A 13,766-nucleotide genomic window follows, 5' to 3' on the forward strand; every position below is an offset into this window, starting at 1 on the left:
TGGCGGCCAAGCCGGCCAGCGTCATGCCGGACCTCAAGATCGTCCCGTTCCAGGAGCCGATGCCGCAACGCACGATCAGCCTGGCGTGGCGCCGCAACAAGGTGCGGCATGACGAGTGCGTGGAACTGGCCAAGATCATTCGTGGGCTGGGCGAGGTCGTGCTGGCGGCGTGAGTTGTCTGATAGGCCAACATCGAATGCCTGTTTCTGATCAAGGGGACCTGCGTGAGGGCCGGATGGGGGGTTTGCGCCGCTTCGCGGTCATTGAGATATTAGCAGCCGCTTCGCCGATGACCTTTTCGACGATGTCAGACTCTCCAACCCGCCATTGGCAGAGCTTGAATTGAAGCTGGCTGAAAGGATCTTGCCCCCACGCATTTCCCAGGACGGCCATTGATCGCTCAGGCCGGAATTCCCGGCCGGTCCGGATCACTCAAACGAGATGGCGTCTGCAGGTCGACGCTGGCGTCGGTCGGCGTACATCAACTCATATTCTTCGAGGACCACAAGGCGGACTGCTGCGGCCGGAAAAAGCTGTCGTATTTCCGCACTGGTGCGATCCGATACTTTACCTACTATGCGACCTTCAATTGGGGGCTATAGCAAATGAAAGAAGAGACCGGCGTTCAGAAGTTGGTGCGCACGCTGCGTGCCCGAGCACCCGATGACGCGGCTGAATTGCTCGCCAAAGAGTCTCCCGAGTTCATCCGCGACACACTAAAGCTGTTGCCGGACGGGCACGCCCGAAAGGTGGCCGAGCATTTGCCGCTGCACATGCGGCCCATCGGGTCTGATGACGGTGACGAGGGTGTCGCGATACCCGAGTCGCTCATCGAACTGATGGACCCGATTTCCGCCAGCGTTCCGGTCGGAACGACCGTTGCTGCCGCGGTTGAAGCTGTCAGACGCGCCAAGGTGCCGACCGAGCTCACCTATCTCTACGTCACGAGCGAGGGCGATAAACTGGTTGGCCTGGTGGTCCTGCGCGATCTGATGCTGAGCGAACCGGACGCCATTGTCGATCAGATCATGCTGCCCAGGCCGTTTGCTCTTAATGTCGATCTCTCTTTGAGCAACGCGTGCGAGGCAGCGGTACGGCGTCACTACCCTGTCTACCCGGTGGTGGACGCGGAGAACCGGCTGCTCGGGCAGGTTCGCGGTTGGCGCTTGTTCGAGCAGCAAATCATCGAGATTTCCGCCCAGTCTGGCCAGATGGTAGGTGTCCAGAAGGAGGAGCGCTCTTTTACGCCGCTGTTTTCAGCCTTCTTGAAGCGTCATCCGTGGCTACAGTTGAACCTCCTGACGGCCTTCATGGCCGCATTCGTGGTCAGCTCGTTCACAGGCACGATCGAGAAGATCGTCGCCCTGGCGGCGTTCCTCCCGGTCCTGGCCGGGCAAAGCGGAAACACTGGCTGCCAGGCACTGGCTATGACGCTGCGTGGCCTTGCCCTGGGGGATGTGGACAAACGACCGAAGCTGCACCTGGTGATGAGAGAGGGCGCGCTCGGGATCGCTAACGGCGTGCTCGTCGGCCTTGTTGCGGCAGCGGCGATGTGGTTCTACGCCTCGAGGCAACCGGAGTCGGCGGCCCAAGCGCCCATGCTGGCACTCGTGATCCTGCTTGCCATGTCCGGAGCGTGCCTCTTGTCCGGAATCTCCGGCGTGCTGATCCCGTTGGGCCTTCGCCGGGTCGGCGCCGATCCGGCGGTCGCTTCGGCGATCTTCCTCACCACCTTGACTGATATTGTAGGCATGGGCCTGATGCTGTGGCTGGCTACCCTGCTCGTGCTCTAGCAAGGCGCGGCCAGGGACGCGTCCCTGGGAATTGGGGCAACAAGCGAAGTCGAGGATGACCTTCGGTACCAGATGCGCGCAGAATCGCGCAACAACACAAATCTTGTGACCTGCCATCCGCCGCTGAGGATTTTGAGTTGTTTTCCGCTGGTGCCGGATACTCCAATTATGTTCAGCAACGCTAGGAAGATGTTTTGGCAACCAACGCAGCCGAAATAGGAATAAACCCGATAATTTGTTGCGCAGCTGCAACAGCTGCTGAAGCTCGCACGGTCTGGTGACGGTTTCGTCGCCTTTTTTTTTGTAGCCGTGCTAGATCCTTCGCACTAGTCGGGTCGAGGGTGGGGTTCTCGGCATGCAATCTTCGGCTCGAACGATCTTCGGCTTCGCCGCAGCGCTGCTTTTCGGCGGCGTATTGCCGGCCGGCGCACAAGGTCTTTTTGCGGGCTATGACGACGCGTTTTCGGCCCGCATCGCCAATCCTGCCGACAATGGAACGCTCGCCCAGTTCGTTACGGTTGCGGTCAACGCGGGCCAGTACGATCAGGCGATCTCCTCAATCGAGCAGTATCTGATCAAATACCCCCGCGATGCGCGCGCCCGGCTTGCGGCCAGCCGGTTGTATTATCATGTCGGGTCCTATGAATTGGCCCGGCGGCAGGTGCAGTACGGCATCGAAGTCGGCGGTCTGACCGAAAGTGAGCAACAGGAAGCTGTTCGTTTGCTCGCCCGCATCGAGCGCGCGTTGCGTGGCGTCACCTGGGAACTCGCCCTGACCGGAGGCGTATTCAGCGCATTCACCGATTTTGAGCCAGGCGGGGCGCAGGACGACGACAGCTTCGTCTCGCCCTACGGGCGGGCCGACGGCTTTGTTCGGTGGGACCTCGGCACGCCAAGCGCTGACGCCCTCGTTCTTTCGGGCTCGTTGATGGCGACACAGCGTTTTTTCACGGAAGACCTGTCGGTTCCGGGTAGCGAGAAGACTTTTGTCCACGGCAACGCAGCGATTACCTGGGACAAGGGGCTGCCCAACAGTGGGATCGATTCGCTTCGCCTGCTGCTTTCCGCGTTTACCGTTACAGATCGTTTCGACAGCGATATCAACGAAACCGGCGTCGGCCTCAGTGGACGTTTCCTCGTTCGCCCCACGGTCGAGACGACCCTCTTCGCCGGTGGCGGCTACATCGATCTAAGCGCCTCGCAAGGCATTTTCGCCGATAGCAGGGTCTTCTATGAGGCAGGCGGCAGCTACCGCTTCCGCAATGGCCAGGCGCTCGGACTGCGCTTTGTCGGCTCGAATGACTTCGCGTCAGGATCTGGCGAAATCGGCCACAGCTACTCGGGCGAGGTCCGCTATGGCGGCCTGTTGATGACCGTACCGGATCTTTTCGCATGGTCGCACCAGATCGCCTTCTCGGCCGGCCACAGCGACACTCCCGATCTGTCTGTCGGCATCGGCACAAATATCAAGAGTGACTTCTGGCGCATTGCCTCGGAAAGCGATTTTCAGATGACGGAAGCCCAGAAGATCAGCGTTGATCTCGCCTATCGAGAAACCAACTTCGCAGTCGCTAGCCGCGACCAAAAATCGTTCGAAATGCTAATGAGCTATACGTTGACGCTCAATTGAAAGGGCCGCGATGAGGTACCGTCAGATCGCGATTTTTATCGCCTGCCTTGCCTTAGCGTCACCCTCCGCCGCTGAGACGGTCGGGTCGATGACAGCCTATCAGACCAACATCGTCCGCAATAACGGTGGGACAATGAACGTTGGTGCCGGCGTCGAACTGGGCGACCAGCTGCACAGCGATCCCACCGGTCTTGGAATGCTGGTGTTCCGGGATGAATCGAGCGCCAAGATAGGTCCCAACACCAGCCTGACGATCGATGAATTCGTCTATAATCCGGGCTCCGGATCGGGAAAGATCGACATCGGCATGAACAGCGGCCTGGCCCGTTTTTATGGCGGCCAGGTTTCGAAACGGGGCGCCATGCAGGTTGCGACGCCGCACATGGTGCTCGGCGCGAGGGGCGGCATCATCGAAGTGCTGGTGGCAGCTGGCCAGACTGTCGGCATTCTGCGCGCCGGCCGTATGACCTGCACCATCAATGGCAAACGGCTGGTTATCACAAACCCGGGCTACGCCTGCACATCGCAAGATGGCAAGCTGCTGGCCGGCTACGGCGGAATCGACACCTTCCCGATATTGGACAGTATCGACCGGATAGCCGGTACCGGCCTGCCAGGCGCGCCGGGTCCTGGTTTGGACGTGAGCGCACTTTGTGCGTCGGCACTCGGCGGCGCGCTCAAAGTCTGCGATTCCACGGACGGCGCATTGCCAGGAGTGGTCATGGACTTCCCTGACAGCCCAACGCCACCCGTGGGCAGCGGCGGACGGAGGGACGATGGCGAGGGCGAAGGCTGCGGCCGCTTCTGCAATTAGGCCCGGGCGCCCGGTATGAGCCCCTTTGCTGCTCGACGTTGGGCGGATTGGCGCTGGACCGTGAGGCGCAAGATATCCGGTCTCGTGCTCATTCTTTTGCTGCTCGCTTGCCATTTGGTTTTCGACGGGCCGCTGTCGCGCCTACGCGAACGCACGTACGACTTCTACCAGTTTCTCGCCCCGCGCCAGGCGACGAGCAATCCTGTCGTGATCGTCTCGATAGACGACGCCAGCCTCAACGCACATGGACGATGGCCCTGGAACCGTGGCCTCTTGGCCGATCTGGTCGATGGCATCACACAATCCGGCGCGTCGGTGGTCGGGCTTGCGCTGGTACTCCCCGAGGCCGACACCTCGCCTGAGGGCATCGCCGGAGACAAGCGCCTGGCCACGGCGCTGGCCAAAAATCGAACGGCGCTTGCCGTCAGCCTGGGCAATGAGGCGACGGTTTCAGAAGCAGAACCCAAAGCCGGCTGGTCGATCGTCGGGCAAGTACCCGATACACTTCCCGGCTTCACCGGCCTGACCGGGTCGCTTGCCGAATTCTCGAACGCGGCCGTGGGCCTCGGCGTGATTCGCACCTTGCCCGATCCCGACGGCGTACTGCGCCATGTGCCGTTGCTCTGGATTCGCAACACCGCTCAAGGCGTGCAGCTGTGGCCGTCCTTCTCACTCGAGCTCCTGCGCCTTTACGCCGGACAGGACGGTTACATAGCCCGGATGAATGCAGCCGGGTTCGACGCGCTCAGGATGGCCGGCGCCATTGTGCCGCTCGAGCCGGAGGGGGGCATCCGCCTCTGGGAAACCGCCACCGATACGCCCCGCCTGTCTGCCAGCACCATCCTTTCGGGCCATGGCGATCCGCGGCTGCGGGACGCTATCGCCATTGTCGAGCTGTCGGCTGTGGGACTGATGCAGTACCTGCCCACGCCGACGCGTCCAACGCGACCAGGCGCGGACATCCACGCCGATGCGATCGCCCAGATGCTTGCCGGGCGCTACCTAGCAGAGCCAACGCACGCGCGAATGTTCGAGCGGCTCTGGTTTCTCCTCAGTGCCGTCGTTTTCATCGGGCTTTCCGGAGTGCTCGGCGGGCGTGTCGTGCTTGGCGCCCTCGCCCTGGCGCTGCTGACTGTCGCCCCGTTCGTGTTCGGCGCTCTCGAGTACAGCCTGCAGGGTGCACTCTACGACCCGCTGCAGCCGGCGCTTGCAACGATCATGGTTGCGGGCTTCGAAGGCTATGTCCTATACAGGCGCAGCGAGCAGCGCCGGTCCACGCTGACGCGACAGTTCTCCCAATATCTTTCGCCCTCAGTGGTGCAGCGCCTCGCAAGCTCGGACACAGAGGCAATCCTGTCCGGCGAGAAGCGCGAGATCACAATCCTGCTCAGCGACATACGCGGCTTCACGACAATGAGCGAACAGCTCGACACCCAAGAAATCGCCAAGGTGGTCAACCATTTCCTCGGCATTGCGACCGATGAGATCCTCAAGCGCGACGGCACCATCGACAAGTTCATGGGCGATGCGGTGCTGGCCTTCTGGAACGCACCGCTTGATCAACCCGATCATCGCGAACGTGCGCTGGACGCGGGCCTTGCCTTGATCGAGCGGGTCAAGCGCGAAAACGCCGCCTTCACCGCGGATGGCCATCGCTCCATCGAAATCGGCGTCGCCATCGAGACCGGCATCTGCTCGGTAGGCAATTTCGGCTCCGAAAGGCGCTTCGATTACACCGCGATCGGCTCCCCGGTGAACCGCGCGGCACGGCTCGAATCGACGACGAAGAAGCTTGGCATCCCCCTTGTGATGGGACCCGGCTTTGCGGCAGGAGCATCGACGCCGATTGTCCAGGCGGGCGCCTTTGAACTCCAGGGTTTCAAGGGCGAGGTACCGGTTTTCACCGTTCCGGAGATGCAAATTGCTCACCAAAGTATGAGCAGCGCAGTAGAGAGCCCAAGTGGTGAGCAATCTGGCGCCCCTGCCGGGGTGGTTGGTTCGCCGCCATCCGTGCAAATGTCCCCGCCTAATGTTGCACCCCGAACCCGAAGCACACGCTGACCGGATCCAGCGGATTGCAGGGGTGCCGACCTGAGCGCGGCTTGAAGGTCGATTGCCGTTCGGTGTGGGAGTTCGTCCACGCCCGACAGGCTCAGTCACAAAAAAGACGCTGATCGCGGGTGAGCAGGATCGCCCGGATGTGGCGCGTGCCGGCGGGCACAGTGGGCAAAGTATCAGGACCGTATCGATCCTCCCCGCCTGGTGTTCATCGACGAAGAGCTGACCCGAGCAATCGAGGAGTCTGCCGCGTCGCAAAACCAGGCGGGCTTGTTGCCGTGAAGGAGGTCGATATCTAGGTTTGGCAGTATCAACCGCAGGATCTAAATTGACATGGCGTCTGCTCCGCCGCCATGAGGGCAACCCGCGTGTCAGCCTGGCTTCGAGCGGCTGAGCCTTGAGAATATCTCTGCCATCGCCAACGCTGGCCGAGCGCCGTCAGCCACTCAGGCCGGTGGAGCGCGAATACATCGGCAACAATCTCTGCCTCACGCCGTCTTCCAAGCCACCATCCCCAGTTCCTTGGCCATTGCCTCACGCATCAGCAGCCGCATGCGTCGAACCTTTCATGGTACAAATATAAGAAATACATAAGTAAAAAATACAACAGCATGGACCATTCCGGTCAGGAACGTCGTCCTTTCGTTACTAAAGCTTACGCCGCATATGAAAAGCGCCAAAATCAAAAGTACGGCGTCAGCCTCCGGGAGCCCCAGGGTCAACCCTCGTCCCGTCAGCAGGCTGGCTGCTGCGACTGCCGGTATCGTCAAACCAATTGTGGCGCAGGCCGACCCCATTGCGACATTCAGGCCGCGTTGCAGCTCATTGTTGAGTGAAGCGCGAACCGCCGAAATGGCTTCCGGCATCAAAACCAGACCCGCGATCATTGCGCCCACAATGCTGTCAGCCTGGATAGCGGCTTCGTCGAAGTTTCCCATCCTGGAACCGGCTCGGTGCACATCGGGGCGTGCAGATATGATACGGTCAGTCAGGTGCTCGATTCTCGTCCGCGCTCATTCCAGAAATGGCTGCGAGGCCGGCCAGCGCCATGCCAGATCTCAAGATCGTGCCACAGGGCCGTAACAGGCTTTATGCCTCACACCATACTGTCTCACTATTTGATGTAGACGAGCACGTACCTGTTTTTGTAGGGCTGGTAGTATTTCGTGCCGCACTTCCAGACCACGATCCCACCGCTATAGGTGGTCTTAACGCAGCCCGATGGAAGTGTCGTAATGTAGATGGTGGTCTTCTGGATGACGACCGTCTTTGCTTCCGCCGATGCGATGAAACGAAATCCAGAGGCGCCTGCCATCGACGAAATCGCGAGCAAAGCTCCAACGGCAAATGTGCATGCAAACAAACCACGTCTGACCATAGGTTTCCCCTCTCCTTAACCTGCAGCCTCTCTAATGTAGCATCAGCGAGCTAAAGCCTCAACGGATCGATTGATTCCGTTCCAGTGAGGCGCGGCCAGATCGGCGATGCAGCACCCGGCACAGCCGGACCCTGCATCAGTGGCCAGTTTCACGGCACAAAGATCAGAAACACATACGTAAAAAACACCACGATATGGACCATGCCGGTCAGGAACGTGGTTCTTTCGGTACTGAAGCTTACGGCGCATGTGAAAAGCGCCAGGACCAAGAGGACCGTGTCAGCCGCCGGCAGCCCCAGGGTCAACCCCCTCCCCGTCAGCAGGCTGGCGGCTGCTACTCCCGGTATTGTCAGGCCGATCGTGGCGCAGGCCGAACCCATCGCGACATTCAAGCCGCGCTGCAACTCATTGTTGAGCGAAGCGCGAATTGCCGAAATGGCCTCTGGCATCAACACCAGCCCTGCTATCATTGCTCCGACAATGCTGTCGGCCTGGGTCACCTGGTAGGCAACGAGCATATCTTCAACGCTTGCGGCGACCTGCTCGGCAAGCATAACAATTCCGATCAGCCCGGCCATCAACAGCACAGCGCTGACAAAGATGTTCTCGTCAGAGGCCATTCGCACCGAAACGTGGTGCTCTTGTCCCTCGACAAAGTCTTCCCGGTGCCGGACCGTCTGCGCGAACACGAAGCTTGCATAGAGCAGTACTGAAAGGGCACTGACGAAACCAAGTTGAGCTGCCGAAAACGTGCCGGGACCCGTGGTCTGGGTGTAGGTCGGCAGAACAAGCGTCATGACGGTCAGCGCGATCAGAACCGCCAGATAGGCACTGGTTCCTTGCCGGACGATTGCCTGCTTGCGGTGGCGCCAGCCGCCAAGCGCGAGACAGATGCCGACGACGCCGGTTGAAGTGATCATCACCGTCGAGAAAACGGACTCGCGCGCCAGCGTAGGATTGTTTTCTCCGTGCAACATCATAGAGACGATGATCGACACTTCGATTGCCGTCACGGCAAAAGTCAGCACCAACGTTCCATAAGGCTCCCCCACGCGCCGGGCGACTGCCTCGGCATGCTCGAGCACCACGAAAATGGTGGTGAACAAGATCGCGCTCGACAGTGCGCCAACGAGCATCCTGAGGTTCAGCGATCCTTGGTCGACCGAAAGGCCGCTGGCCCTCACCGCGAGAGCCATGGCCAAGGCACCCAAAGGCATCACCCAAGACATCACCGATCGCCCGAAACCGCCCGATGCGGCCTTGGATGTTGCAACCCTGGGCGTTTGCGTAGGCCTGTCTTCAAGCATCCAGCCAACATTCCACGAGATCAGCGGGCCTTGCCGGCCAGCGTTCGCTGATCCCGCTCAGTCGTCGGATAGGACGAGCCCTAGAGCACTCTATCCCAATTCCGGAGGCAAAATCACCGCGCACTTTTGCTGGAATTGCCTTGGTGGCCCTATTGGGGCGTATTCTCCTTGACGACCTTCTGGCATTGCGGCGTCAGGTCACTTAGATGATCGTTCAGGCACTTGATGATGCGGCCTCCGCCCTGCTCCACCCCCTTGCAGAATTTCTCGTAGTCAGACTGGCAGGCTTCGCGCTCGGCCGCAGTCTGCGCAAATGCGACATTGGCCGTCACCTGAGTTGCCAGAAAAAGCACGCTTAACGCAATCCGCATGACAAACTCTCCAAAAAAAGCTAGGTTCACGCAATTTCACAGCAATACGATATATATACCGAAGTATTCAGAGGGGCAAAATGGTTTTCTCATGGAGGAGAGCCGCGCCGACGGCTGGTTCATTCGCATTTGCAGCAATTTTATTGTGCGCCTGCAGCAATGAAAACAGTTACGCGCCGCCCCCGCCACCCAAGATAGATGTAGCGCTTCCGGTCAAGCAGACTGTAACCCCCTATCTCGAGGCCACAGGCAGCGCCGCGGCGGTGAACACGACGCCGCTGGTTGCGCGTGTCTCCGGCTTCATCCAGGAAATCGACTATAGGGACGGAGATGAGGTCAAGGCTGGCACCAGGCTGTTCCTGATCGAACAGGATACCTACCAATTGGCACTCGAACAGGCCCAGGCCGGGCAGGGTTCGGCCGACGCCTCCGCCAAGCAGTCCGGAGCCGACCTCAAGCGGCAGCAGGAGCTGCTATCACAGAAGATCATCTCGCAATCGACCCTCGATCAGTCCGCCGCGGCGGCGGATGTCGACGCCGCCAAACAGAAGCAGAGCGCCGTCGACGTCGAGCAGGCCCAGCTCAATTTGAGCTACACCGAGGTCAAGGCGCCGTTTGCCGGCATCGTTGGCGCCCGCCAGGTGTCGATCGGGCAACTGGTTGGCGCCGGCAGCGCGACTACGCTGGCGACCATCGTTCAGCTCGCACCCATCTATGTCAACTTCAACATCTCGGAGCAGGACGTGCTGCGCATTCGCGCCGCCATGGCCAAACGGGGCATAACCGGTCAGGACCTCAAGAAGATACCGGCCGAAGTCGGCCTGCAGAACGAGACAGGCTATCCGCACAAGGGAATGCTGGACTACGCCTCTCCTGAGGTTACCGCCACCACCGGCACGCTCGCGGTGCGCGCCGAGCTGCCCAACGACGATCGGGCATTGCTTCCGGGTTACTTCGTGCGCGTGCGCGTGCCGCTGGGAGAAGAACCGGATACGCTGCTGGTTCCCGACCGAGCGATCGGAAGCGACCAGAGGGGTCGCTACCTGCTCGTTGCAGGAAAAGACGACGTCATCGAGGAGCGTCCGGTCGAGATCGGCCAGCTTGTCGGTGCCTTGCGCGTGATCAGCAAGGGGATCACTGCGGAAGACCGCGTCCTAGTCTCCGGCTTGCTGACGGCCGTGCCCGGCCAGAAGATCGAACCGCAGGTGAAAACGCTGGAAGCGGCTGCGGCCGACGGCACTGCCCAATGATCTCCAAATTCTTCATCGAGCGGCCGGTCCTGGCCAATGCAATCGCTGTCCTCATGGTCGTCATCGGCCTGGTCTCGCTCTTCGGCCTGCCGGTGGCGCAATATCCCGACGTGGTGCCGCCGACCGTTTCGGTGACCACCCGCTATCCTGGCGCCAGCGCGCGCTCGATGATCGACACGGTGGCGCTGCCGATCGAGCAGCAGGTCAACGGCGTCGAGGGCATGCTCTACATGCAGTCCTTCTCCGCGTCGGATGGCAGCTACAATCTGACCGTCACTTTCCAGATCGGCACGGACCTCGACCAGGCGCAGGTGCGTGTCCAGAACCGGGTGTCCACAGCGCTCGCATCGCTGCCGCAGGCAGTGCAGGTGCAGGGCGTCAACGTCCAGAAGAAATCGACCTCCATCCTCGAGATCGTCACGCTGACGTCGCCGGACAAACAATACGACAGCCTTTATCTCGCCAACTACGCAACCATCCGGCTGAAGGACGAGCTCTCCCGGATACCAGGTGTCGGCAACGTGAACGTGTTCGGCGCCGGGCAGTATTCGATGCGCGTCTGGCTCGACCCGCAAAAGATGCAGGTGCGCGGCCTTACCACCCAGGACGTCGTCCAGGCCCTGCAGCAGCAAAGCGAGCAGGTCACCGCGGGCCAGGTCGGCGCGCCGCCGGCGCCCGATGGACAGTCCTTCCAATATACGATCGAAGTTTCCAGCCGCCTTGACGACCCCGATCAGTTCGGCGCGGTGGTCGTCAAGACCGGCTCCAGCGGCGACCTGACCCGCGTGCGCGACGTCGGCCGGGTCGAGCTCGGCGCCCAGACCTATGGGCAATTCTTCAATCTCGACGGCCAGCAGGCGGCTGGCCTGGCCATCTTCCTGTCGCCGGGCGCCAACGCGCTCGACGTGGCCGGCAAAGTTGAGGCCAGGATGAAGGAACTGTCTGGCGAGTTCCCGCAAGGCCTTGCTTACTCGATCCCGTTCAACACCACGATCTTCGTCAGCCAAGCGATCGACGAAGTCTATAAGACGCTGCTCGAGGCCGCGGTGCTGGTGCTGATCGTCATCCTGCTTTTCCTGCAGGACTGGCGGGCGATGCTGGTGCCGGCAACGACCGTGCCGGTGACCATCATCGGGGCCTTCGCGGCGATGCTCGCGCTTGGCTTTACCGTCAACCTGTCGACCCTGTTCGCCATCGTGCTTGCCATCGGCATCGTCGTCGATGACGCCATCGTTGTGGTCGAGGGGGCCGCGCACAACATGGAGCGCGGCATGTCCGGCCACGATGCGGCGGTCGCGGCCATGAATGCGCTGTTCGGGCCGATCATCGGCATCACGCTGGTGCTGATGGCGGTGTTCCTACCGGCTGCGTTCCTGCCCGGCCTTACCGGGCAGATGTATGCGCAATTCGCCCTGGTGATTGCGGCAACGGCCTTGATCAGCGCCGTCAACGCGGCAACGCTAAAGCCCACGCAGTGCGCGACCTGGCTGAGGCAGCCGGTGCCGCTGGACAGGCGAAACGCCTTCTTCCGCGGCTTCAATGCCGTCTATCAGCGCGCCGAAAACGGCTACGCCCGCCTGATCGGATCCATGGTGCGCCACAGCACGGCGATGGGCATAATCGCGTTGCTTATCATTGGCGCGGCTGGCTACGGCATGTCGCGCGTGGCCACCGGTTTCATTCCGATCGAGGACCAAGGCTATCTGCTCGCTTCGGTGCAACTGCCTGACGGCGCGTCGCTTGGCCGTACGCAGGAGACGCTGCAGCAGATTTCGAAGATCGCCAAGGCAACGCCGGGGGTGGACCAGGTGGTGACGATCGCCGGCTTGTCGGCCCTCGACAACAACTCAACTTTAGCAAATGCCGGCGTTGCCTACATCATCCTCAAGGACTGGAGCGTGCGGGGCAAAGGCGAGGATCTCGCCTCGCTTTATGCGGCGCTGAACAAGAACCTGTCAGACATGGCGGACGGCAATGTCCTGGTGCTGCCACCGCCGCCGATCCAGGGCATCGGCAACGCCGCCGGCTTCACCATGCAGGTCGAGTTGCGTGACGGCAGTTTCGACCTTGCGAAATTGCAGGGCGCGACCAGCGCGCTGATCAGGGCAGCAGCTACGCAGTCCGGCATCCAGCGCGTATCGGCAACGTTCCGATCCAACGTCCCGCAATACCAGGTCGAGTTCGACCGCGAAAAGGTACAGAAGCTCGGGCTGACCACCGACCAGGTGTTTCAGACGCTCGCCGGCTATCTAGGCTCCACCTATGTCAGCCAGTTCAACAAGTTCGGGCGGGTCTTCCAGATCTATGTGCAGGGCGATTCTCAGTTCCGACTGTCGCCCGAGGACATCAGCCGCTTGACGGTGCGCAACCAGAACGGCGATATGATCCCGCTTGGCACGGTCCTGACGGTCACGCCAAGCGTCGGCCCCTCGCTGATCAGCCTCTATAACCTCTACCCCTCCGCATCGGTCCTTGGCGTTCAGGCGCAGGGTTTCTCATCAGGTGATGCGATCAAGCTGATGGAAGCGGCCGCGGCCGACACGCTGCCGCCCGGGACCGACTACGAGTGGACTGCGCTTTCCTTCCAGGAAAAGCTCGTCGGCAGCCAGATCTACCTGGTGTTCGGCATGGCACTGCTGTTGGTCTATCTGGTGCTGGCGGGCCAGTATGAGAGCTGGCTGGCGCCGATCTCGATATTGCTCGCCGCGCCGCTTTCGCTGGTCGGCCCGGTGCTGGTCCTCACCGGGCTCGGTATCGATAACAACCTCTATGTCCAGATCGGCCTGATCCTGCTGATTGCGCTGTCGGCCAAGAACGCCATTTTGATCGTCGAGGTCGCGCGCGAATTGCGCGCCGCCGGCAAACCGATCATCGAGGCGGCGATAGAGGCCGCGCGCGCCCGCTTTCGCCCCATCTTGATGACGTCCTTCGCCTTCATCCTCGGCGTCGCGCCGCTGGTGCTGGCGACGGGCGCCGGAGCCAGTGCGCGCAAATCGATCGGCATCACGGTCTTCTCCGGCATGATCGCCTCCACCTGCCTTGCTGTTCTCTTCGTGCCTGCCTTCTTCGTGCTCTTGCAGCGGTTTGAGGAATGGCGCGCCGAGCGCAAAGGGAAGCAGGTTACGTTTCCCGGCTAGGCATTATGGGCTTGTCGGCCCGCGCCCT

Annotated in this window: 10 protein-coding genes and 2 pseudogenes; 8 read left to right on the top strand and 4 right to left on the bottom strand. The window is 61.2% G+C overall.

Annotation, left to right across the window (positions count from 1 at the left end; genetic code table 11):
- The 6 genes and pseudogenes from ACWGTI_RS26415 to ACWGTI_RS26440 all read left to right on the top strand — a co-directional run.
- Nucleotides 1–173, top strand: a pseudogene (locus ACWGTI_RS26415) (hydrogen peroxide-inducible genes activator); the annotation flags it as partial.
- Nucleotides 174–605: 432 nt separating this feature from the next.
- Nucleotides 606–1,793: a magnesium transporter gene (locus tag ACWGTI_RS26420; protein ID WP_454589838.1), complete on the top strand. Its 1,188-nt coding sequence runs from the start codon at nucleotides 606–608 to the stop codon at nucleotides 1,791–1,793.
- A gap of 355 nt (nucleotides 1,794–2,148) precedes the next feature.
- A complete protein-coding gene (locus tag ACWGTI_RS26425; RefSeq protein ID WP_454589839.1) occupies nucleotides 2,149–3,423 on the top strand; it encodes a tetratricopeptide repeat protein in 1,275 nt (424 codons plus the stop codon).
- A gap of 88 nt (nucleotides 3,424–3,511) precedes the next feature.
- Entirely contained in the window at nucleotides 3,512–4,237 is a 726-nt protein-coding gene (locus tag ACWGTI_RS26430; protein ID WP_454589840.1) for a FecR domain-containing protein, read from the top strand.
- A gap of 15 nt (nucleotides 4,238–4,252) precedes the next feature.
- The gene (locus tag ACWGTI_RS26435) at nucleotides 4,253–6,298 is read left to right on the top strand and encodes a CHASE2 domain-containing protein (protein ID WP_454589841.1); all 2,046 of its coding nucleotides are present in this window, start codon (nucleotides 4,253–4,255) and stop codon (nucleotides 6,296–6,298) included.
- 35 nt (nucleotides 6,299–6,333) lie between these two features.
- Nucleotides 6,334–6,526, top strand: a pseudogene (locus ACWGTI_RS26440) (IS630 family transposase); the annotation flags it as partial.
- 335 nt (nucleotides 6,527–6,861) lie between these two features.
- On the opposite strand, the gene ACWGTI_RS26445 reads toward ACWGTI_RS26440, so the two are convergent.
- The 4 genes from ACWGTI_RS26445 to ACWGTI_RS26460 form a co-directional block, all read right to left on the bottom strand.
- Nucleotides 6,862–7,233, bottom strand: a complete 372-nt coding sequence (locus ACWGTI_RS26445) for a hypothetical protein (RefSeq protein ID WP_454589842.1) — start codon at nucleotides 7,231–7,233, stop codon at nucleotides 6,862–6,864.
- Between the two features lie 176 nt (nucleotides 7,234–7,409).
- Nucleotides 7,410–7,673, bottom strand: a complete 264-nt coding sequence (locus ACWGTI_RS26450; protein ID WP_454577475.1) for a hypothetical protein — start codon at nucleotides 7,671–7,673, stop codon at nucleotides 7,410–7,412.
- A gap of 149 nt (nucleotides 7,674–7,822) precedes the next feature.
- Nucleotides 7,823–8,980, bottom strand: a complete 1,158-nt coding sequence (locus ACWGTI_RS26455; RefSeq protein ID WP_454589843.1) for a calcium:proton antiporter — start codon at nucleotides 8,978–8,980, stop codon at nucleotides 7,823–7,825.
- A 149-nt stretch (nucleotides 8,981–9,129) separates the two neighbouring features.
- A complete protein-coding gene (locus tag ACWGTI_RS26460; RefSeq protein ID WP_454577473.1) occupies nucleotides 9,130–9,351 on the bottom strand; it encodes a cysteine rich repeat-containing protein in 222 nt (73 codons plus the stop codon).
- 80 nt (nucleotides 9,352–9,431) lie between these two features.
- Here ACWGTI_RS26460 and ACWGTI_RS26465 point away from each other — a divergent pair, with 80 nt between their 5' ends.
- Both ACWGTI_RS26465 and ACWGTI_RS26470 read left to right on the top strand, forming a co-directional pair.
- Nucleotides 9,432–10,601, top strand: coding sequence for an efflux RND transporter periplasmic adaptor subunit (locus tag ACWGTI_RS26465; RefSeq protein ID WP_454589844.1), 1,170 nt, complete (start codon nucleotides 9,432–9,434; stop codon nucleotides 10,599–10,601).
- Nucleotides 10,598–13,738 carry an efflux RND transporter permease subunit gene (locus tag ACWGTI_RS26470; protein WP_454589845.1) on the top strand — a complete coding sequence of 1,047 codons (3,141 nt, stop codon included), beginning with the start codon at nucleotides 10,598–10,600 and terminating at the stop codon, nucleotides 13,736–13,738. Before ACWGTI_RS26465 ends, ACWGTI_RS26470 begins: the two co-directional genes overlap by 4 nt.
- Nucleotides 13,739–13,766: the final 28 nt, after the last annotated feature.

The organism is Mesorhizobium sp. ArgA1 (assembly GCF_053714375.1).

Bases quoted from the DNA above. Each gene is read 5' to 3' on its own strand.
- ACWGTI_RS26420 (WP_454589838.1), top strand. From the start codon at position 606: ATGAAAGAAGAGACCGGCGTTCAGAAGTTGGTGCGCACGCTGCGTGCC.
- ACWGTI_RS26425 (WP_454589839.1), top strand. From the start codon at position 2,149: ATGCAATCTTCGGCTCGAACGATCTTCGGCTTCGCCGCAGCGCTGCTT.
- ACWGTI_RS26430 (WP_454589840.1), top strand. From the start codon at position 3,512: ATGACAGCCTATCAGACCAACATCGTCCGCAATAACGGTGGGACAATG.
- ACWGTI_RS26435 (WP_454589841.1), top strand. From the start codon at position 4,253: ATGAGCCCCTTTGCTGCTCGACGTTGGGCGGATTGGCGCTGGACCGTG.
- ACWGTI_RS26445 (WP_454589842.1), bottom strand. From the start codon at position 7,233: ATGGGAAACTTCGACGAAGCCGCTATCCAGGCTGACAGCATTGTGGGC.
- ACWGTI_RS26450 (WP_454577475.1), bottom strand. From the start codon at position 7,673: ATGGTCAGACGTGGTTTGTTTGCATGCACATTTGCCGTTGGAGCTTTG.
- ACWGTI_RS26455 (WP_454589843.1), bottom strand. From the start codon at position 8,980: ATGCTTGAAGACAGGCCTACGCAAACGCCCAGGGTTGCAACATCCAAG.
- ACWGTI_RS26460 (WP_454577473.1), bottom strand. From the start codon at position 9,351: ATGCGGATTGCGTTAAGCGTGCTTTTTCTGGCAACTCAGGTGACGGCC.
- ACWGTI_RS26465 (WP_454589844.1), top strand. From the start codon at position 9,432: ATGGTTTTCTCATGGAGGAGAGCCGCGCCGACGGCTGGTTCATTCGCA.
- ACWGTI_RS26470 (WP_454589845.1), top strand. From the start codon at position 10,598: ATGATCTCCAAATTCTTCATCGAGCGGCCGGTCCTGGCCAATGCAATC.